Here is a 21,550-nt window from a genome sequence, read left to right on the forward strand (position 1 = left end):
TTTGATAATCAGTCTAGGGAAGCTTTATTAGATATTGTTGATCAAAGACACAATCAAGGATCAATAATACTATCTTCTCAAATACCGGTATCTGCATACCATGACATAATTGGGAACTGTACTATTGCCGATGCAGTGCTAGATAGGATTGTAAATTCCTCTCATAGAATAGAACTAACAGGTGAGTCTATGAGAAAAGCAAATTTTTAAACTGAACAAACTTTTTGTATTATTGTAATATCTTTCAAAGTGGCACCATTTCAACCGAAATGGGTGGCACGGTCCCACCGAAATACCCATCGAGATCAGTAAATTCGACTGAATCTTCAAGTCCCATTCCGTTATGCGAAAAATTGAACTTTAAAAAGGCAAAACCATTTTTCACAAAATAATCGGCTATCATTGACCAACAACCCCAGTCTTTAAAGCCTTTGAACCCATGACAAAAAATAATTATCCCTTTTTGCTGCGGAGATTCAGAATAACTTAAATCCAATGCAAATTGCTCATCTAACGCCCCTTTGAGGATAAATTTTCTATTTAGTATCATTCTATTTCTTTTAAACTGCAATAAACAAAGATAAGGAGTTGGCGGAATTATAGCTCTCAAAAAATAATAGTAATCTAAAAAAAGAAGTTTTAATCATCTATATCAGTCTATAATATTACTAAATCAGGCTAAACTTTATGAAAATTTTAGAAAAAATTCTACAGGTTCAACCCATGAATAGTACTGCTTATTTCTAGTCATTAAAGAGCTCAATAGCAGTTATTTAAATACCATTAGTAATAAAATGTTTAATTTTTTGTTAATAATGTTAGACAAAAGATATAAAGAACTATATTTGAACCTATTAATTAATTTTAAACTAAAATAGTAACTATGAAATTAGCAAAAACATTTAGTACTCTTGTGCTAGTAGGATTAATCACTGCCTCTTGTGGTAAAAAAGAAAAAGAGGAATCAATGGAAATGACAGATTCAACAACCGTTGTAGTTGATACAATGGCTGTTGCAGAAACACCAAACATTGTAGGTGTCGCATCTGGTAATGCAGACTTTTCCACCCTTGTAACAGCAGTACAAGCAGCTGGATTAGTTGAAACATTAAGCAGCGAAGGTCCTTTTACGGTTTTTGCACCAAATAACGCTGCATTTGCAAAGCTTCCAGCAGGAACTGTAGATAGCTTATTAAAACCAGAAAGTGCTGATAAATTAAAATCCGTTTTGACGTACCATGTTGTGTCAGGAAAATTTGATGCTGCAACGGTAATCGATGCAATAAACAAAAATAACGGAAAATACACTGTTACAACTGTTCAAGGAGGTACCATTACCTTAAGCTTGAAGGATGGAAAAGTGATGTTGACTGATGCAAATGGAGGAACTGCAATAGTTATTCTTGCTGATGTAGCTGCTTCAAACGGAGTTATTCATGCAATTGATACCGTAGTTATGCCTAAATAAGGTTTTAACTCATTTTATTACAAACCGTTACAGCAATGTAGCGGTTTTTTTTTTGCTTCTAAGTTGGAACAAATTCTAATTGATGGTAATGAAATTGAGAAGTGAATTGATTAGTACAGTTTTTAGAATAGCTTTTACTCAATAAGAGCATTAGAATCGTAACAAAAATAGAAGCATCGAAAAAAACACATCACATCATAATAACTACAAAAATTCAAGATAATTAAGCCTTCATTTTTTTATCTTTGAAAATTATATAGCCACAGTACCGAACTTAGAAAACATACATGATTACAAAAGCGAAACCCGAAGATATTTCGAGCTTAAATAAATTAATCAACTCTGCTTACCGCGGCGAATCGTCTAAAAAAGGATGGACCACCGAAGACGAACTTTTGGAAGGCAGCCGTACTACTGAGGTGGAATTAGCAGAAATTATAGCCAATACGAACAACACACTACTAAAATTCACAGAGAAAAACCAGATAGTAGGCTGTGTTTTATTAATCGAAAAAGAGCAGCAATTGTATTTAGGAATGCTCACCGTTTCGCCCGAGATACAAAATAGCGGCATTGGAAAAAAATTACTGCATCAAGCCGAGATTCAAGCAAAAGCATTGGATTTACCCAAAATTGTAATGACGGTTATCTCTCTTCGAGAAGAATTGATTGCTTGGTACAAACGTCACGGTTATTTAGATACAGGAGCAAGAGAACCTTTTCCAGTAAGCGATGTTCATATTCCGATTTTACAAACACCTCTGGAATTTATGGTATTAGAAAAAATTATAATCTAATCAATATGATATCACTAAATTAATTACCAGATTTTCAAGGAGTTTATCTTTAATTATAAAACCATTTCTTTAAATAACCATTCTGTGGTATTTTCTAAATTATCACATAATCCAGGATGCGGTCTAGAGGTTTGAATCGCCGAACTACGCAAAGCCGTTAACCAACGAAAACGAGATGGAATATCAAATTGTGCAATGGGTCCGCCCTCTTTGCTTCCATGTGCTATTTTCTGGAAAGATTCTAGGTTTAACTGCAGCTGCTCTAGGTCTAACTCCCCACAAAACAATTGCATCTTTGCGACGTCAATGGTATAAAGCATTTTGATGAATTTTGCTTTCTTACAAAAAACAACAATCCCTACATTGAGGAACTCTTCACGTTCTACCCTTGGTACAACGCGGATTACCGAGTACTCATATAAGTGTTTCTCTTGCATTTTGGGCTTCTTTAATGAAATTTTGAGAGTGGTTCAGGCGCATAGATAGAAACTGAAGATACACCGCGCGTACTTCCTCAGGACTTTCGTCTGTATCTTGCCAATCAAGCCATTCTACAGGAATAAGGTTTACTATAGATTTCAAGGTTTCGGCTGTTAAAATCGTTTTGAATAAAGCATCTGCTTCTTGCAACATGGAAGCTTGTGGCAACAGCACATGGTCTTTAATCAGTACAAACGGACTTTGCGCATGCTTCTCCCAATTTGTCCACGAATGATGAAAATAGAAACTTGCCCCATGATCGATAAGCCATAATTCTTTATGCCAGATCAACATATTAGTATTTCTAAACGTGCGATCTACATTTGTAATAAATGCATCCAACCATACAATTTGAGAGGCTAGTTTAGCATCTACTACTGTAACAACAGGATCAAAATTGATAGCTCCAGATAGAAAATGCAAGGCAAGATTAAGACCTTGACTTCCTTGTAGTAAATCCTGAATCTCCTCATCGGCTTCAGTGCGTCCAAAAGCTTCGTCGAGATTAGCATACACTAACTCAGGAATCTGTAATTTTAAAACACGTGCAATTTCACCGCCTATCAACTCGGCGATTAGTGCTTTCACACCATGTCCGGCACCCTTAAATTTTAAAACATATTTAAAATCATCGTCGGCTTCCGCCAATGCTGGCAACGAACCACCTTCTCGCAAAGGGGTGATGTACCGCGTAACATTTACGGTTCTAAGATCGGATTTATTTTCCATAATCTATTATTAATTGTGCTAAAAGCAGGGATACAAACGTACGAATAACTACGACGAATTGTAGTACAAGCACAATTATTTATTACTGTTTTCTATCCCCAAAAATGCTTTACCTATATTTTCAATAATATCTGAAGCGATAAAAGCTTGAGTCCCTATTCCTGGCAAAGCAATATCTGCGGTAAATCCATGAAGATAGACCGCGAGAATCGCCGCGTCAATAGGCTCATAAGATTGTGCCAATAAACTGCAAATCATTCCCGTTAGTGCATCGCCGCTTCCGGCTGTAGCCAAGGCGGCATTTCCTGTGGTGTTCCTGTACACCGCTTCGGCATTAATAATATGCGTTGGAGCACCTTTCATAACAACAATCACATCGTACTGCATAGAAAAAGTAATGGTTTTCTCGAACTTTTCTTCCTCTGAATCCCAGGTTCCAATTAGTCGTTCTAATTCCTTAAGATGTGGTGTCAGAATTGTTTTAGATGGTAATAAGGCAAGCCACGACCTATTTTTCGAAAGAATATTAAGTGCGTCGGCATCAACAACTAGCGGAATGTTATTGGTGATTAGAAATTCGTGAAATGCCTTTTGCGTCGCTTCCTCCTGCCCTAATCCAGGACCAATTGCTATCGCTTGCGGTTTAATCTCGAATACAATGTTCGAAATGTATTTTTTTTCCGCATCCGTGATGACCATAACTTCCGGAATCGATATTTGAACAATATTGTAGCCACACTTAGGAATAAAAGCAGTTACAAGGCCACAGCCCGTTTTAAGACAAGCTTTTGAAGCTAAAACGGCAGCGCCAATTTTACCATAACTTCCCGCAATGATTAATGCATGGCCTTGAGCGCCTTTGTGGGTTTGGCTATCAATTGCTTTGTAGCGTTTGCGTATTTCTATTTCGTCAACAGTTATGAGTTTCATCGTGGAATTTGTTTGCATAAAATTACGAATTTTAAAATCAAACTAGTTGCGTCCAATAAAATATGCTATAGATTCTTACAAATATTGTAGTCGGTATTTGTTCTTCATTTAAAATATAATACTTTAGTAACTTCAAATTATACTTACCATTAAACCAGTTTTATAAGCTCATGAAAAAAACATTATTTTTATTAATCTTAGTTGGTTGCATCAGCACTTCGTATGCTCAACAAACTACAGTACAGTCTAAAGAATCAAAAGAACCTAAAAAAGAGAATAATTCATCTTCGAATCTCATTTTTAACCCCGACCAAAGTGTAGTCACTAATCATACTACCACTATAAAAGGTCAAAAAGTGCCTTATAAAGCAACGACGGGTACCATGCCTGTTTGGGATGAAGAAGGGAAAGTAATTGCAGGATTGTTTTATACTTATTATGAACGCTCTGACGTTAAAAATCGTGCCGCACGTCCTTTAGTAATTTCGTTTAATGGTGGCCCTGGATCTGCTTCCGTGTGGATGCATATCGCTTATACTGGTCCTGCCCTATTAAATATTGATGACGAAGGATATCCATTGCAACCCTATGGAATAAAAGAAAATCCATATTCTATTTTAGATGTTGCCGATATAGTTTTTGTAAATCCAGTAAATACCGGCTACTCCAGAATGACAAATAAGGAAACGCCTAAATCTACCTTTTTTGGAGTAAATGCCGACGTAAAATACCTTGCCGATTGGATTAGCGGATTTGTAACCCGCACGGAGCGCTGGGCTTCACCTAAATATTTAATCGGCGAAAGCTACGGAACAACACGTGTTTCTGGACTTGCACTCGAATTGCAAAACAGTGAATGGATGTATCTTAATGGTGTTATATTAGTTTCTCCTACAACCTTAGGAATAACTCGCGGAGTCGCTGCTGATGCTGCTCTTAAATTGCCTTATTTCGCCGCTACAGCATGGTATCACAAAATGCTGCCTGCCGATTTGCAAAGCAAAGACTTAACAGCAATGTTGCCCGAAGTCGAAGACTTTACAATGAATGAGTTACTACCCGCACTTAGTAAAGGTGGATTTCTAGAGGAAGGAAAAAGAAAAGAGATAGCAACAAAAATAGCACGCTACTCTGGACTTTCAGAGAAAGCGGTGCAGCAGAATAACTTAGATGTTCCATTTAATTATTTCTGGAAAGAACTTTTACGTGAGCAAGGATTTACTATAGGGAGACTCGATTCCCGTTACAAAGGAATCGATAGCAAGGACGCTGGAGACCGACCCGATTTTAACGCTGAGCTAACTTCATGGTTACACTCTTTTACTCCCGCCATTAATATTTATCTTCGAAATAATTTGAATTACAAAACCGACTTTAAATACAATATGTTTGGTCCAGTGCATCCTTGGGATAGATCAAATGATCAAACAGGAGAAAATCTTCGTCAGGCGATGGCTCAAAATCCATACTTGCATGTCATGGTGCAAGCCGGATATTATGATGGTGCCTGCGATTATTTTAATTCGAAATACAATTTATGGCAAATGGACCCCAGCGGAAAGTTGAAAGATAGAATGAGCTGGAAAGGCTATGAAAGTGGACATATGATGTATTTAAGAAAACAAGATTTAGAAACTGCTAATGAAGACATTAGAGAGTTCATAAAGCAATCATTGCCTAAAGATGGTCAGGCAGCGAAATATTAAGTTATTTCTTTCTAGGGAAAAAAAAAATTAAATTTAAATTACATGAGAACATTTTCAATTTTACTAATTATACTTTTATCCACATTTACAGTTAAAGCACAAGATATTACTGGACAATGGAATGGTGTATTAAAAGTGCAAGGAACACAGTTAAGACTTGTTTTTAATGTAACCAAATCAGACAATACGTTTAGCGCGTCAATGGACAGCCCTGATCAAGGCGCAAAAGGTATTCCTGTAACCAAAACAACTTTTGAAAACTCAAGAATTAAATTTGAAATTGCAAACGCCGGAATTGCCTACGAAGGAGAATTAAGCGAAAACGAAATCATTGGAACTTTTAAACAAGCAGGCCAAGAATTCCCAATGAATTTATCTAGAAAAGCCATCGATAAGGAAGTCGTAAAAAGACCACAAGAGCCTTCAAAACCGTACTCCTATTATTCTGAAGATATAACATTTGAGAATCCAAAAGCAAGCATCTCCTTAGCAGGAACCTTAACGCTTCCTAAAAAAGAAGGTGTCTTTCCTGTAGTGATTTTAATTTCTGGAAGTGGTCCTCAAAACAGAGATGAAGAATTATTAGGACACAAACCATTTCTAGTACTCTCTGATTATTTAACCAAAAACGGAATTGCAGTGCTACGATATGACGATAGAGGTGTGGGAAAATCCAAAGGAAATTTTAAAACCGCTACTTCTGCCGACTTTGCCACTGATGTTGAAAGCGCTATTAGTTATTTGAAAACCAGAAAAGAAATCAACAAAAAGCAAATTGGCTTAATCGGTCATAGTGAAGGTGGTTTAATTGCCCCTATGGTTGCTTCAAAATCAAAAGACGTTAGTTTTATTGTGCTTTTAGCAGGAACAGGAATTCAAGGAGACCAATTGTTATTACTACAACAAGCACTAATTGCAAGCGCAAACGGCGCAACAGAAACCGACATAAAAAAAACAATTCAGAACAACAAAGTACTTTTTGAAATGGTCGTAAATTCAAATGACAATCAAAAGCTAAAAACAGCACTGACAAACCAAATAAATGAACTTCTAAAAAATGATACTACTGCTAAAATTCCAAACGGAATGACAAAAAAGACCTATGTTTCGTTACAAGTAGATCAAATTACAAGTCCGTGGATGCAATACTTTTTAAAATACAATCCAGCGCCAGCACTAGAAAAAGTAAGATGTCCTGTTTTAGCTCTTAACGGCGAAAAAGACTTACAAGTTCCACCAAAAGAAAATCTCACGGCAATAAAAAATGCTTTGACAAAAGGAGGAAATAAAAACGCAACCACAATCGAGTTAGCTGGCTTGAACCACTTATTTCAAGAATCTAAAACGGGTTCTCCCGCTGATTATGCAACAATCGAACAAACATTTTCGCCTACAGCATTAGAAGAAATTACAAAATGGATAAAAGTACAAACGAAATAAATGTTTTGTGATTGGTGATTGTTTAGCTGAACTTAAAATATTAATATCAAGTCATTTAAAGAATAGATGAAATAATGATTATTATAATTACTATCAATACAAAATCAACTTATTAAATAGGATTTACAAATAAATGTAATAACTTTGTAACTACAAAATAAAGCATTATGGATATTTCTGTTGTTCAAATTGGAAATTCTAAAGGAATTCGTCTATCGAAAACTATTTTAGAAAAATATAACATCACCGATAAAGTGGAACTTATTCTTGAAAAAGGATATATCATTCTAAAACCGAAATTAGAACCAAGAAGCGGCTGGGAAAGTGCATTTAAAAAAATGCATGAAAATGGCGAAGATGGTTTGTTAATTGATGATTTTTTTGAAGATGAAAATTTAGAAGAATGGAGTTAAAACAGTACCAAATCGTTTTAGTAAATCTGGACCCAACAATTGGCAGTGAAATGAAAAAAACACGTCCTTCTATAATAATTTCGCCAAACGAAATGAATAAATTTTTACAAACAATTGTCATCGCTCCAATGAGGAGTAGTTCAAAAATGTATCCCACAAGAGTCGAAATTAACCACAATCATACCAAGGGTTGGATTGTTTTAGACCAAATTAGAACTGTTGATAGACAAAGAATAATAAAAATCTTGGGGGATTTGAATGAAAAAGAAATAGAGAAAGTAAAAAGTATTTTGAAAGAGACTTACGTAGATTAGATTCTATATTCGTCAATAGCTAACCTTTGCTATACATACAAAATAGCTACTACTTTTAGTCAAATTTTTAGATAGCTAAATAAATAATTCTGTTTGTTAATATTGTTTAAATTTGCAGCCAAAACACAGCATTACCACAATGGAGCTATTTAATCTTATCATCAACGACAAAGAAATTGTTTCTTTGGATGACGTTTTCCTTAACGAATACAACCAAAAGCAAATTCAGCAACTTGTCAAAGAGCATAAATATGTTGACGCCCTTACTAAATACGGCTTGCCTGTTAACAACAAGATACTACTAGAAGGAAACTCTGGCTGCGGAAAAACAACTACTGCTAAAGCAATTGCAAACGCGCTTGGCAAACCTATTCTCAGCTTGAATTTAAGTAATATCGTTTGTTCTCGAATTGGTGAAACATCGCAAAACATCAAGCAAGTATTTGATAAAGCTGGAAGAGAAAAAACAGTACTTTTCTTGGATGAGTTTGACCAAATAGGAAAAGCAAGAGGAAACGATGATAATGATGTGGGCGAAATGCGTCGATTAGTAAATACCATTATCCAATTAATCGATTATTTCCCTAAAAACGCCCTGTTAATTTGCGCGACAAATCACCCCGAAATTATTGATATTGCGCTAATGCGAAGGTTTCAATTGCGCATCAATTTTGAAATGCCTTCGGCTACAATATTAGACACATATTACGATAAATTGCTGGCTTCCTTTCCTATCGAAATGCAAAACATCGAACGCAAATATGCAATTTCCTTTGCAGAGGCAAGAGATTATGCTTTTACAATAGTTAAAGCTGCATTGATAGAAAAATTAGAAAAAGAGGAATCTTTCGAATAATTCATCATCGATAGAATTTTATTGTAAACTTTTTCAATTTTCGCAAATTCGCAATAGGAAATCCTGAGTTCAACTGAGCACCACTGCCCTAGCCCAGATAGAAATGGAAAGCCCACAGTCTCGTGGCGCCCTTTGGCGTGACGAGACGCGGACTTGCAATGGATAGCTGGAATAGCTCCAAAAAACAATTATATTGAAAAATTACTGCTGGTTTTCGAAAACGATTGAATCTTTCAACTTTGCTCCTGCTCTCCTTTGCCACTCCATAAAAAAGCAATAAATTAGCGACTTCAAATTTTATACAAACACACAATGAAAAATACTGCGATTACGCACATACACGAAAGTTTAGGAGCTAAAATGCTTCCGTTTGCTGGATACAATATGCCAATTACTTACGAAGGAGTGAATGCTGAGCACGAAACAGTGCGAAATGCTGTGGGAGTTTTTGATGTTTCTCACATGGGGGAATTCTTGCTTACTGGTCCAAATGCATTAGCTTTGATCCAAAAAGTTTGTTCTAATGACGCATCGACTTTGACAATTGGTAAAGCGCAATATTCTTGCTTGCCAAACAATGATGGCGGAATTGTAGATGATTTGATTATCTATAAAATGAAAGAAGAAGAGTATTTGTTAGTGGTAAATGCTTCGAATATTGAAAAAGATTGGGAATGGATTTCGGCTAGAAATGATGTAGGTGCTGACATGAAAAACCTTTCAGATGACTATTCTTTGTTTGCTATTCAAGGGCCAAAAGCAGTTGAAGCACTGCAACCTTTATCATCATTAGATTTAGCTGCAATTCCTTATTACCATTTTGAAGTGGGTGATTTTGCTGGTTTTGATAATGTAATCATTTCGGCGACTGGATATACTGGTTCTGGAGGTTTTGAAATTTACTGTAAAAATGACCAAGCAGAAGCAATTTGGAATAAAGTTTTTGAAGCTGGAGCAGCGTTCGGAATCAAACCAATTGGTTTAGCGGCACGTGATACTTTGCGTCTTGAGATGGGTTTCTGTTTGTACGGGAACGACATTAGCGATACGACTTCTCCATTAGAAGCTGGATTGGGTTGGATTACTAAATTCAACAAAGAATTTACCAATTCTGAGAACTTGAAAAAACAAAAAGAAGAAGGTGTTTCTAGAAAAATTGTTGCTTTTGAAATGCAAGAACGTGCAGTGCCAAGACATGACTACGAAATCGTAGACGCAACTGGAGCTGTAATCGGTATTGTAACTTCAGGAACAATGTCTCCATCTATGAATAAAGGAATAGGATTGGGTTATGTAACCGTAGCTAATAGTGCCGTGGATAGCGAAATCTTTATTAGAATTCGCAAAAACGATGTTCCTGCTAAAGTGGTAAAATTACCTTTCTACAAGAAATAAACCAGTACTTAATTCTAAACCGCTACTTCGTTATTTTTTCATTACATCTACAAAGGTGTCTTAGAAATTGACGAATTGGTGGTTTTTTTTATGTTCTTTCTTCACTTAATTTATATCTATATTTTTAATTAAATAAGACTTTAAAATTAGTTCTTGTCTAGCACTTTATGTAACTTTAGGTATAATCAAAATTATTTAGCTGCTTAGCTGTTTTTGAAATTAATAAAGTGAAGATGAAAAAAATAACTCTAGTCTTCTTCCTCGCTGCATTTTCGCTTTTTGGCCAGAATGATAGGGACGCATGTATTTTACTTTCGAAAATAAATACACTAATTCAGAATTACCATATACAGCCAAAACCGATAGACGATAGTTTGTCAACCTATGTATTTGATTCCTTCATCGACGGCCTTGATCCTTCTCGAACTGTTTTCCTAAAATCAGAATACGAGTCGCTTGCTCATAAATACCGCTTGCAGTTAGACGATTTAATTAAGGGAAACGATTGCTCCTTTAGCTCAGATATTGTCTCACTTTATAAAACTGGCCTTTTGAGAAACAGAACCATTTTAGAAAAAATGAAAACCGATGTGATTGATTATAGCCAAAAGGATACGATTCGGTTTTACAAAAAAGCATTTCCATTTTATCTGGAAGCAGACAAAGTTGAAACCGTTTGGAGAAAAAAAATTAAGTATGAGATTCTGGAAGAAATTGTTTCTCAAAACATCAAATTAGATTCAATTGAAGCTAACTTTTCCACATTAGAAAAAAAAACTAAATTTCTAATTATCGAAAATGAGATTTGTAAAATAAATGCGATACTCCAAAGAAAACCAGGATTAGAAGCTGGTGTATTTGATCACTTTTGCAGCTATTTTGATCCGCATACTAACTATTTTAACTTGGATACTAAATCCAGTTTTATGGCTTCGTTGTCCAAAGAACATTTATCATTAGGACTAAACGTAAGTTTGAACAGTCGCAACGAAATTATAGTTATCAAATTAGATCCCAACGGTCCTGCTTTTCAAACTGGAGCAATAAAAAAAGGGGATCAGATTATTGCGATTTCTAACCTCAAAGAAACATTGCAAGTTTCCTGTTCCAGTATTGAATCAATTTCGAATATGATTCTATCTGATGCTAATAAAAAAATAGTGTTGACGCTGAGAAGAAGCACAGGTAAAAACTTTGATGTACTAGTAGAGAAAAAACTCTTAAAAGATAAGGAAAATGCAGTTTATAGTTTTCTAATAACTCATAAAAATCGCAGCTATGGCTATGTTAAAATCCCCGCTTTTTATGCTGATTTTGAAGGAAACACCGGCAAAGGAAGTGCCGAAGATGTAGCGCTAGAAGTTCTAAAACTTCAAAAAGACAGTATTGAAGGTGTAATCATTGATTTAATAGACAATGGTGGTGGCTCGATGGAAGAAGCTATAAAACTTGCCGGAATGTTTCTCGATACTGGAGCTATTTCAGTTATTTTGGACAATAAAAAAGCGCAGATGATAATCAATGATCCCTATCCAGGAATGATTTATGAAGACCCAATTGTAATACTCGTAAATGGAAATTCGGCTTCAGCAAGTGAGTTTTTTGCCTCTGCAATTCAAGATTACAATCGGGCAGTATTGTTAGGTAGTGCGACAATTGGTAAAGCGACAATGCAGTCCATCGTTCCTTTAGACGATGATGAAGAGGAAAACTTTTTGAAAATTAGCATTAATAAATTTTATAGAATAACTGGAAAAAGTGTGCAAGCTATTGGCACAATTCCCAATGTCCTAGTCCCTGAAATTTATGAAACTATATATGACAAAGAGCGCAACTATCCTACTGCTTTTAAAAATGACAGCATAGTAACTTCTATAAGGTTTAATAAATTCCAAGAAAATAGCGTTATAGAAAAAATTGCTAAAAAAAGTAGCGATAGAATCGCTGCCAACTCGTATTTCAACGAAATAAAAGAACTCAATACTAAAATTAATAATTTAATGAACACGCCAAAAATCTCAAGACCGCTTACCCTAGCGAGCATCATTAATGACAAGGCTGAAATCAATGAATTATGGCAGGAAATAAATGCTTTCGATACAAAAACTAACAAATTGATTATCCATAATTGCCGACTTAATACTTACCTGTTAACTATTAATCCCACTGAAAAAGCAAATAATGAATTTCAATTACAGGACTTGAGAAAAAACCACTATTTGAATGAAGCCATTGCGATAATAGATGAATTGAAGTCAACAAAATGATAAAAAAAGGAAAAAAATATCCAAAATACATAAAAAGAACAGAACAGGTTTTTGGTATAAATACGGAATAACTGTATTTTTGCAACTCAATATAATAAATAAGAAATGGGAAGAGCTTTTGAATTTAGAAAAGGGAGAAAAATGAAACGTTGGTCAGCAATGGCTAAAGCTTTTACTAGAATTGGAAAAGACATAGTAATGGCCGTTAAGGAAGGCGGACCAAATCCTGAAGCTAATTCACGATTAAGAGCCGTTATTCAGAACTCTAAGGCAGCAAATATGCCGAAAGAGAACGTAGAACGTGCCATTAAAAAAGCAACCGATAAAGACACAGCCAACTATAAAGAAGTTTTATTTGAAGGTTATGCTCCACACGGAATTGCGATCTTAGTTGAAACTGCTACTGACAACAACAATAGAACCGTTGCTAATGTGAGAAGTTATTTCAATAAATGCAATGGAAATATGGGGACGCAAGGCTCTGTTGAGTTTATGTTTGACCATACTTGTAACTTTAGAATCCCGGCTGAAGGACTTGATCCAGAAGAATTAGAACTAGAATTAATTGATTTTGGTGCTGAAGAAGTTTTTGAAGACGAAGATGGAATCTTAATTTATGCGCCTTTCAACAGTTTTGGAACTATCCAAAAAGAACTTGAAAACCGCAATCTTGAAATCCTTTCGTCTGGTTTTGAAAGAATTCCTCAAATCACTAAAAAACTAACAGAAGCTGAAATGGCTGATGTAGAAAAATTGATTGAAAAAATGGAAGAAGATGATGACGTCATGAACGTTTATCACACCATGGAAGAAGCGTAATTCGTTTCTTCTTATACCTATAAAACTCCAGTACTGCTGGAGTTTTTTTTAGTTCTAAATTGACTATTTTATAAAACAAAAGAGCATTAATAGCAATTCACTTTTATAGCCACTAATTTTCAGTCTATGTTATTTCTTCTATTAAGTATTTTATGTAGCGTCACGGTAGGTGTAATTTTTAAATTATCCCGCAAATACAATATCAGCGTGATCCAAATTGTAAGTTGGAATTACCTGTTTGCAATAGGACTTTGTTTTCTGGTATTTAGTCCTGATTTAAGCGCCATAGATCACACAGCGCCATGGTCTATCTATGTTACGCTTGGAATTCTACTGCCTTCAATATTTATCTTTTTAGCCGCCTCTATAAAACACATGGGAATCGTAAAAACAGATGCTGCCCAAAGGCTTTCACTTTTTATACCGCTACTTGCAGCCTGGCTTATATTTAACGAAGAATTCAATCTATTAAAGATTACGGCCTTTTTGATAGGCTTTCCTGCCCTACTACTCATCCTTTCTAAACCAGCTGCCAATACCAGCAATAAATGGATTTATCCTGCTACAGTACTACTTGGATTTGGACTCATAGACATCCTTTTCAAGCAAATCGCTTTATCGACTGGTCTTCCCTTTACGAGTTCGTTATTAGTAATTTTTGCAATAGCGTTGACACTAATGATTGGAGCTGTTTTATATGATGTAATTGTTCAAAAAGCACGATTAACAGCCATCAATATTCTTTTTGGTGGACTTGTAGGCGCATTTAATTTTGGGAATATCCTTTTTTATCTAAAATCCCATAAAGCCTTTGCTGACAATCCTTCGACCGTATTTGCGGCAATGAATATGGGAGTAATTATTCTTGGGAGCATTATAGGAATTCTTGTGTTTAGAGAAAAAATGAGTGCCAGAAACTATGTAGGACTAGCATTGGCGTTAGTTTCTATTGTATTGATTGCGCTTTCGCAAATTTACATTTAGAATGCTGTTTTTATGGCTTTGGCCAAAATAGATTGCGAAGTCTCTTTTTCAATTATGACGATTTCTGTGTTTATATCACTTTAAGAATTGGCACACGGATGAAACGGATTTTGACCGATTTTCACTGATTAAAATAAAGCTTCCATCAGCAACTAAATACGAATACAATTAGCAATATTTAAATTACTTCCTGCGTTTTCTTCGCAAAAACACCTATCTTAGTTGGAGAAACCTAACTACAACGTCCGGAACTGAAGTTTTGCTTCCAAGTTTGGCTATTAATCAAAAGCCGCGTTATTATGAAACACTTAATTTGTATGATACTTTTATTTTCTTCCATCAGCCCAAAAGTAATTTTTGACTTCAACAAAAATTCAGATATTAACGACTGGACAATTGTAGATGATGCAGTTATGGGCGGCGTATCGTCCGGCATTTTTAAATTAAATTCAGATGGTTTTGGTGTTTTCCAAGGTAGTATTTCATTAGACAATAATGGCGGATTCTCTTCAGTGCGTTATAGATTCCCTAAAACGAAAGTAAAGGATTATACCCGCATTATTTTGAAAATTAAAGCAGATGGTAAAAATTATCAGTTTAGGATAAAATCTAATTCGGGAGATTATTACTCCTACATAGCACCCTTTTCTACCTCAGGGGACTGGCAAGAAATCGAAATTCCCCTAAAAGACATGTATCCATCTTTCAGAGGACGAAAGCTTGACCAAGCTAATTTTTCAAAAGATTATATTGAAGAAATCACATTTTTAATTGGCAATAAAAAAAGGGAAAACTTCAAGCTCATGATAGATAAAATAGAGTTAAAATAGCTCATTTAGATCCAACAATAAAAAACTCAGCTCGTACAAGAGCCTTTTAGTATACGAATTGGAATTTCTAATTAGCACGATAACGGATATCAAAATTGTAATTTTTAGTGAAAAGTAAAATGTAGAGAACGGGAATACAACTATTTTTACTAATTTAGATAGCCCTTATCAAGAGAAAGCTGTCTTAACAAATGATCTAATCCTTATATCCGCATGACACACTGTCCAAACTGTAATGAGAAAATTGAAGAAGGATTTGAGGTTTGCTGGAAATGCAATTACAGTCTGACCGAGCAAAAAATAATTGAATTTCCAGATGAGGATGCGAGCTCACGCAATCTTAATTGTTTAAGATGTTGTGTTTCTATGTTATATTCGGGAAAATTTAAGTTCCATGAAGGCGTGAATCCTGGGGTTTTCGGAAATATTTTTGAAATCTTCTTAAACCGTGAATCCTTTGATTTGTATAGTTGCCCCAAATGTGGCAAGATAGAGTTTTTTAGACCGCTTAATAAATAAAACCAAGAGTACTGAACCCATTACTCTAGGAATCTGAGTTTCTATTTTTCGATAGTTACTCCTGTTAACACTAAAGTTAGCTGAATTTATTCAAGGGATAATTAAAAAATTAGATCATTCTCCAATTCATAAAAACGCCCTATCATGCGTTGTACCAATTAAATCAGCTGAATCAATTTTTCTTCGATTGGAAAATTACAAAAAATAATTTTGCACAAAAAATAATTTCCTTATGTGACATTTCTCATACTTTACTCAAAGTAACTCCGCTAAATTTGTTTACTAAATTCGATAACAATGAAATACATTATTATAGGAGCAGTAGCCGGAGGCGCAAGTACTGCCGCAAGACTTAGACGATTAGACGAACATTCCGAAATTATAATGTTCGAAAAAGGAGAACATGTTTCCTATGCTAATTGCGGTTTACCATATTATATAGGTAACGTAATCAAGGAGAGGAATAAATTGTTAATTCAAACCGCGGCATCGTTTAAGGAACGATTCAATATCGACGTCAGAACGATGACAGAGGTTATAAACATTGATCCAAAATTAAAAACGATAACTGCCTTGAATCATATTACAGGCAATAAATATGTAGAAAACTACGACAAATTAGTTTTGTCTCCTGGTGCTGAGCCTTTGCGACCGCCTTTAGCTGGGATAAACAATACTGGTATTTTTACTTTACGCAATGTAAACGACACTGATCACATTAAAGATTTTATAAAGCAAAAGGAAGCCAAGAAAGCAGTAATTATTGGTGCTGGTTTTATAGGACTCGAAATGGCTGAAAATCTTTTTGATCTTGGCATGGAAGTAAGCATAATCGAAATGGGGAATCAAATTTTAGCTCCCTTAGATTATCCAATGGCGGCTATTGCTCAGCAACACATCCGTTATAAGGGAGTTCAATTGTTGCTCAATTCTGCTGTTACGGCTTTCGAAAAAAACAACAATTCGATAAAAGTACTATTAAAAAATGGCGATACTCTCGATGCCGATATTGTCATTTTGTCTATTGGTGTCAAACCAGACACTAGATTAGTGACTAATTCAGGCCTCAAAATTGGGGATGTTAAAGGAATTTGGGTCAATGAATATTTACAAACCTCAGACCCTGATATTTATGCAGTTGGTGACGCCATCGAATTTGCAAACCCGATCACAAATCAATCGATGAATACTTATTTAGCGGGTCCAGCAAACAAGCAAGGGCGAATTTGCGCTAATAATATTGTACTGGGAAATGTACAAAAATATCATGGAGCGATAAACACAGCCATCGTGAAAGTGTTTGACATGATCATTGCTACAGCAGGAATGGCATCAAAACATATAACTAAAGCAAACATTAAGCATATCGTTTCCACCATTCCTGGTGGTTCGCACGCCGGTTACTATCCCGGTGCCGAACAAATGAATATTCAAATTGTATTCTCTCCAGAGAACGGACAGCTGCTAGGTGCTCAGGTCGCTGGCTATAAAGGTGTTGATAAAAGAATCGATATTTTATCGTCAATCATACAAAATAAAGGGACAGTCTATGATCTATCCGAGTTTGAACATGCCTATGCCCCGCCCTATTCCTCCGCTAAAGACCCAGTGAATATGTCTGGCTTTGTAGCCGAGAATATCTTGCAGGATAGATTGCGCATATTCTATTGGGACCAGTTTTCACAGATTTCAGATGATGACATTCTACTTGATGTGCGATCTGAAACGGAATTTAATGCGGGTGCAATTCCAAATGCTATCAATATTCCAATAGATAATTTAAGAGATAGAATGACCGAATTAGATTTAAATAAAAATATTTATACCTATTGCCAGGCTGGGTTAAGAGGTTATTTAGCCCAACGAATACTAAGACAAAATAATTATAAATCAGTTTTAAATCTATCTGGTGGCTATCAATTATGGGAGACTTGTACCAAAGAAATGGAAACTAGTCAGGAAGCTGTACTTCTATAAAGCTAATATAAAAAACATCTTTCTGATTATTTTTTTAATTAACTCAAACCCGAACGGAATTTTCCTTTCGGATTTGTTTATTTTTTGGCATAACTCAACTATACAAGCAGAAACTGCAACTTTATTGAACTGCCATTTCACATTTTTGTTATAAAATTTTGCTTTTGTTGAACTAGTTCAACAAATTATAAACTACCTTTGTTTTATCTTTGTCAATAAATGTTAAACAAAATGTTAGGGCGGGAAAAAAATCTAGTACTATTTTTATTTTCCAGCCTTAAACACATCTTAATCAAACGAATACTAACAGTAAAAACAAAAATCGAATGGGACAAGAGACGACAAATACATTAAAAATTTCTGAAATAGGAAAAGCAGCATTACTAATTATAGATATTCAAAATGATTATTTTCCTGGAGGAACCATGGAATTAGTTTCGGCAGAGGAAACGGCAAACAATGCTGCCGCTATTTTATCTTACTTTAGAGAATTTGATATGCCAGTGATACACGTCCAGCATATCGCATTACAGGAAGGTGCAACCTTCTTTTTGCCAAATACAAAAGGTGCCGAAATCCATAATAGCGTGACACCTCTAGAAGGAGAAAAGGTAATAACTAAAAACTATCCAAATAGTTTTAGAGATACGGATTTATTAAATTATTTAAAGGCAAATAATATTACTAAATTAGTACTTTGCGGAATGATGACCGATGTTTGTGTCGCTTCTACAACTCGGGCTGCTATGGATTATGGTTTTGAAAACACTATAATTACTGATGCTGTTACGACTAGAAATCGAGATTTCGACGGCAAAGTAATTCCGGCAAAGCAAGTAACGGAATCCTTTTTGGCAGGGCTAAATGCCTTAGGTGGTCTTTATGCAAAAATAGAAACAAGCGAGAATTATGTAAAATAATAGATTTATGATCGAACATCCGTCTTTTCAAAATAACATTTTGAATTATGTTGATTTATCAAACGATGAATGGGCGCAGTTCAGCTCGTGTTATACTCTTGAAAAAGTGGATAAAAACACGGTTATCTTAAAAGAAGGAGACGTTTGTGAATATGAATCCTATGTTCTTGAAGGCTGTTTTAAGATTTTCTACCAAGACGAAAATCTTCGTGAATACATCCTTTATTTTGCCATTGAAGATTGGTGGGTGCTCGATATTGGGAGTTTTGTTTCAGGAAGTCCTTCTAAACTAAACATTCAAGCCTTAGAAGACTCGGTCATTCTAACAATAAATAGAGCTAAAAAAGAAGAACTTTATCGTACTATTCCTAAAGTCGAAAAACTATTCAGAATCATGAATCAAAAAACATTGGCAGCGACGCAGTTGCGAATGATAAGTATGCTTCATAAAACTGCCGATAGACGTTATTTAGATTTCAATGAACGATATCCCACGCTAGGGCAAAGAATTCCGCAACATCAAATTGCTGCTTATTTGGGAATATCACATGAGTTTCTAAGTAAAGTGAGAAAGAGAGTATTAAGAGATAAAAAATAAGGTGTACGTGTTAAAAATTTAATTCAACTCGGCTGCAGTCGTTTTGTAAAATAAGAGTGAAATTTAAAAAAAATATGAAAACAAGAAACGGTGTAATGACTGCATTACTAGTATTTATGAGCTACAGCATGTCAGCGCAATATATAGAAAAATCAAGCAGTCTAAATCAGGCGGGCGCGCTAAAATTAGCAGAACAAGCGAACCTACAAGCTCAAAAAATAGATAAAAATGTATCGATCGCAGTACTTAATTCCTCGGGCGTAACATTATTGTTACTAAAAGCTGATAATGTAGGGCCACATAATACAGAGGCTTCAAGACGAAAAGCTTTTACCTCCTTATCGACTAAAACTCCCAGTTTACAACTGATGCAAAACGCAGCAAGCAGCGAAAGTGCTAAAAACTTAAATACACTTCCTGAGCTTTTATTATTAGGCGGCGGAGTTCCCATCTGGAAAAACGGTGAACTTATAGGAAGTTTAGGCGTTTCTGGTGGTGGTAGCGGAGAAAATGATCACAACATTGCAGTACAAGCTGTAGAAAATTTAGAATTTAAAATCAATAAATAATTTACAATGAAAACAAAGAATTTTTTAATCGTGTTAATGCTTGCTTTTGCAAGTGTAAGTTTTGCACAAGAAGCAAAATACCAATTATCTAGTCATATCCTAGATGTTACGCAGGGAGAGCCGGCTCCAAATGTTAAAATAAGTTTGTCCAAACAAAAAGATAACGGAAAATGGACGACCATTGATGAGAAATATACAGATAGCAACGGACGTATAAAAGACTTTTTAAAAGAAGAAAAAGGTGAAGATAATAAAGGAATCTACAAACTAACGTATTATGTAGAACCTTATTTTACAAAATTAAATCAAAGCTCTTTTTATCCTTTTATCGAAGTGGTTTTTGAGATTAAAGACGAAAAACATTATCATGTTCCAATAACTTTATCTCCTTTTGGATATTCTACTTATAGAGGTAACTAATATATGCTCAAAAATAATAGTACGCAGTTACTATAAATTATAGTTTTTTTGTAAACGTTCAAGGTGTAAATAACATTTTGAACGTTTATATTTTGAATACTATTCTAATGCAGTAAAAAACATATTCGATGAAGAAAATAATCTTTATTATACTTACAAGTCTATCAGCTATGACATACGCTCAAAAAAATATCCCAAATGAACCTATCCTCACGGGAAATATGGCGGCAAAAATGATTCAAGCTGCCTTTTCAGAAGCCGAAAAAGACCAGCTCTATGTGACGATTAGCGTGGTTGATAAATCAGGGCAAACGCTTGCAGTTCTCAGACATCACAATGCTGGTGTACACACCATTAGAGCGAGTTATAAAAAAGCATTTACTGCCTGTTCTCAAAAACGAGAAACAGCTGAGATTGCTAAAGGTATTAAAGATGGTACTATCCCTGAGGATATTCGTTTTTTGGATGAAAATATTTTAGCTCTTGACGGCGGTATACCCATTTTCATTAATGGTAAAATTGTTGGAGGCATCGGCGTTGGTGGTGCCCATGGCAACGAAGACGTTAGAATCGCTAGAGCAGGCCTCAAGGCTATACAAGAGTAGTATCATTTTTAGAGCCAAAAATTTTCAGCTTTATTTAAATCGAATCAAACTTAAATAATTTTCTGATTTATAAAAGTTTGTCTTAAAATAAAAACATAAAATTAATTCTATAAGGTAACAAAAAAAGCAAATACACGAATTCAAAATTAATTTTAGTCCTTCGTATATTATTCAGTGCGTTTCTACTCTTTTTTGGGCTGGATCACTTCTTCAATTACATTCCTTTCCCAGAAAAGGCTCCGGAAGCCAATGCATACTTTGCTATACTTTTATCTACTTATGCCATGCAGCTTGTAGGTGTAGTCGAAATTGTTACAGGTCTATCATTCCTTTTCAACAGATTTGCTGCCTTGATGGCACTAATATTAATGAGTGTATCAATCAATGCGGTCCTTTTTCACTTATTCCTAGATCAACAGAAAATTTATGGCGCTTTACTCCTATTGATTTTAAACATTATTTTCCTCTTTCATAACAAAGAAAAATACGCCTCATTATTAAAGCAAGTCTAACT

The 21,550-nt window shown here is 35.1% G+C and carries 24 protein-coding genes; 20 read left to right on the forward strand and 4 right to left on the reverse strand.

The features are described from left to right. Positions 1–210, forward strand: a 210-nt coding sequence (locus tag E0F98_RS14155; RefSeq protein WP_165929331.1) for an ATP-binding protein, incomplete at its 5' end; no start/stop codon positions are given. Between the two features lie 34 nt (positions 211–244). Here the strand turns inward: E0F98_RS14155 and E0F98_RS14160 are convergent. Then, a complete protein-coding gene (locus E0F98_RS14160; RefSeq protein WP_132112603.1) occupies positions 245–550 on the reverse strand; it encodes an alpha/beta hydrolase family protein in 306 nt (101 codons plus the stop codon). A 333-nt stretch (positions 551–883) separates the two neighbouring features. Between E0F98_RS14160 and E0F98_RS14165 the strand changes: the two genes are divergently transcribed. Then, positions 884–1,468: a fasciclin domain-containing protein gene (locus tag E0F98_RS14165; RefSeq protein ID WP_132112605.1), complete on the forward strand. Its 585-nt coding sequence runs from the start codon at positions 884–886 to the stop codon at positions 1,466–1,468. A gap of 287 nt (positions 1,469–1,755) precedes the next feature. Next, positions 1,756–2,265, forward strand: coding sequence for a GNAT family N-acetyltransferase (locus E0F98_RS14170; RefSeq protein WP_132112607.1), 510 nt, complete (start codon positions 1,756–1,758; stop codon positions 2,263–2,265). Between the two features lie 53 nt (positions 2,266–2,318). On the opposite strand, the gene E0F98_RS14175 is transcribed toward E0F98_RS14170, so the two are convergent. The 3 genes from E0F98_RS14175 to E0F98_RS14185 form a co-directional block, all read right to left on the reverse strand. Next, positions 2,319–2,702: a DUF3037 domain-containing protein gene (locus E0F98_RS14175; protein WP_132112609.1), complete on the reverse strand. Its 384-nt coding sequence runs from the start codon at positions 2,700–2,702 to the stop codon at positions 2,319–2,321. Beyond that, positions 2,680–3,474: a HipA family kinase gene (locus E0F98_RS14180; protein WP_132112611.1), complete on the reverse strand. Its 795-nt coding sequence runs from the start codon at positions 3,472–3,474 to the stop codon at positions 2,680–2,682. The genes E0F98_RS14175 and E0F98_RS14180 overlap by 23 nt, the downstream gene beginning before the upstream one ends. Before the next feature lie 75 nt (positions 3,475–3,549). After that, positions 3,550–4,422, reverse strand: coding sequence for an NAD(P)H-hydrate dehydratase (locus E0F98_RS14185; RefSeq protein ID WP_394345852.1), 873 nt, complete (start codon positions 4,420–4,422; stop codon positions 3,550–3,552). 152 nt (positions 4,423–4,574) lie between these two features. Here E0F98_RS14185 and E0F98_RS14190 point away from each other — a divergent pair, with 152 nt between their 5' ends. From E0F98_RS14190 to E0F98_RS14275, 17 genes are all read left to right on the forward strand, one after another. After that, positions 4,575–6,110, forward strand: coding sequence for a S10 family peptidase (locus E0F98_RS14190; RefSeq protein WP_132112613.1), 1,536 nt, complete (start codon positions 4,575–4,577; stop codon positions 6,108–6,110). Positions 6,111–6,152: 42 nt separating this feature from the next. Next, the gene (locus tag E0F98_RS14195) at positions 6,153–7,550 is read left to right on the forward strand and encodes an alpha/beta hydrolase family protein (RefSeq protein WP_132112615.1); all 1,398 of its coding nucleotides are present in this window, start codon (positions 6,153–6,155) and stop codon (positions 7,548–7,550) included. A gap of 167 nt (positions 7,551–7,717) precedes the next feature. Then, on the forward strand, positions 7,718–7,963 hold the full coding sequence (locus E0F98_RS14200) for an AbrB/MazE/SpoVT family DNA-binding domain-containing protein (protein WP_132112617.1): 246 nt from the start codon (positions 7,718–7,720) through the stop codon (positions 7,961–7,963). Continuing rightward, complete coding sequence (locus E0F98_RS14205) at positions 7,954–8,277, forward strand: type II toxin-antitoxin system PemK/MazF family toxin (protein WP_132112624.1); 324 nt, start codon at positions 7,954–7,956, stop codon at positions 8,275–8,277. The genes E0F98_RS14200 and E0F98_RS14205 overlap by 10 nt, the downstream gene beginning before the upstream one ends. Positions 8,278–8,416: 139 nt before the next feature. Further along, on the forward strand, positions 8,417–9,133 hold the full coding sequence (locus E0F98_RS14210; RefSeq protein WP_132112626.1) for an AAA family ATPase: 717 nt from the start codon (positions 8,417–8,419) through the stop codon (positions 9,131–9,133). Between the two features lie 312 nt (positions 9,134–9,445). Further along, entirely contained in the window at positions 9,446–10,528 is a 1,083-nt protein-coding gene (gcvT, locus tag E0F98_RS14215) for a glycine cleavage system aminomethyltransferase GcvT (protein WP_132112628.1), read from the forward strand. A 233-nt stretch (positions 10,529–10,761) separates the two neighbouring features. Continuing rightward, positions 10,762–12,795 carry a S41 family peptidase gene (locus tag E0F98_RS14220; protein WP_132112630.1) on the forward strand — a complete coding sequence of 678 codons (2,034 nt, stop codon included), beginning with the start codon at positions 10,762–10,764 and terminating at the stop codon, positions 12,793–12,795. 105 nt (positions 12,796–12,900) lie between these two features. Further along, positions 12,901–13,614 (forward strand): YebC/PmpR family DNA-binding transcriptional regulator, encoded by a 714-nt coding sequence (locus tag E0F98_RS14225; RefSeq protein ID WP_132112632.1) that lies wholly within the window; start codon positions 12,901–12,903, stop codon positions 13,612–13,614. 126 nt (positions 13,615–13,740) lie between these two features. Next, the gene (locus tag E0F98_RS14230) at positions 13,741–14,598 is read left to right on the forward strand and encodes an EamA family transporter (RefSeq protein WP_132112634.1); all 858 of its coding nucleotides are present in this window, start codon (positions 13,741–13,743) and stop codon (positions 14,596–14,598) included. Positions 14,599–14,897: 299 nt separating this feature from the next. Then, entirely contained in the window at positions 14,898–15,428 is a 531-nt protein-coding gene (locus E0F98_RS14235; protein ID WP_132112636.1) for a CIA30 family protein, read from the forward strand. A gap of 816 nt (positions 15,429–16,244) precedes the next feature. Beyond that, a complete protein-coding gene (locus E0F98_RS14245) occupies positions 16,245–17,924 on the forward strand; it encodes a CoA-disulfide reductase (RefSeq protein ID WP_132112640.1) in 1,680 nt (559 codons plus the stop codon). A gap of 326 nt (positions 17,925–18,250) precedes the next feature. Next, positions 18,251–18,844: a cysteine hydrolase family protein gene (locus E0F98_RS14250; protein ID WP_132112642.1), complete on the forward strand. Its 594-nt coding sequence runs from the start codon at positions 18,251–18,253 to the stop codon at positions 18,842–18,844. A gap of 7 nt (positions 18,845–18,851) precedes the next feature. Further along, on the forward strand, positions 18,852–19,442 hold the full coding sequence (locus E0F98_RS14255) for a Crp/Fnr family transcriptional regulator (RefSeq protein ID WP_132112644.1): 591 nt from the start codon (positions 18,852–18,854) through the stop codon (positions 19,440–19,442). 116 nt (positions 19,443–19,558) lie between these two features. Beyond that, complete coding sequence (locus E0F98_RS14260; RefSeq protein ID WP_394345853.1) at positions 19,559–20,011, forward strand: GlcG/HbpS family heme-binding protein; 453 nt, start codon at positions 19,559–19,561, stop codon at positions 20,009–20,011. A 6-nt stretch (positions 20,012–20,017) separates the two neighbouring features. Continuing rightward, positions 20,018–20,431 (forward strand): hydroxyisourate hydrolase, encoded by a 414-nt coding sequence (uraH, locus tag E0F98_RS14265; RefSeq protein WP_132112648.1) that lies wholly within the window; start codon positions 20,018–20,020, stop codon positions 20,429–20,431. A 128-nt stretch (positions 20,432–20,559) separates the two neighbouring features. After that, complete coding sequence (locus E0F98_RS14270) at positions 20,560–21,036, forward strand: GlcG/HbpS family heme-binding protein (RefSeq protein WP_132112650.1); 477 nt, start codon at positions 20,560–20,562, stop codon at positions 21,034–21,036. Positions 21,037–21,185: 149 nt separating this feature from the next. Next, a complete protein-coding gene (locus E0F98_RS14275; RefSeq protein WP_132112750.1) occupies positions 21,186–21,548 on the forward strand; it encodes a DoxX family membrane protein in 363 nt (120 codons plus the stop codon). Positions 21,549–21,550: the final 2 nt, after the last annotated feature.

The organism is Flavobacterium hiemivividum (assembly GCF_004349145.1).
Taxonomy (GTDB): Bacteria; Bacteroidota; Bacteroidia; order Flavobacteriales; family Flavobacteriaceae; genus Flavobacterium; species Flavobacterium hiemivividum.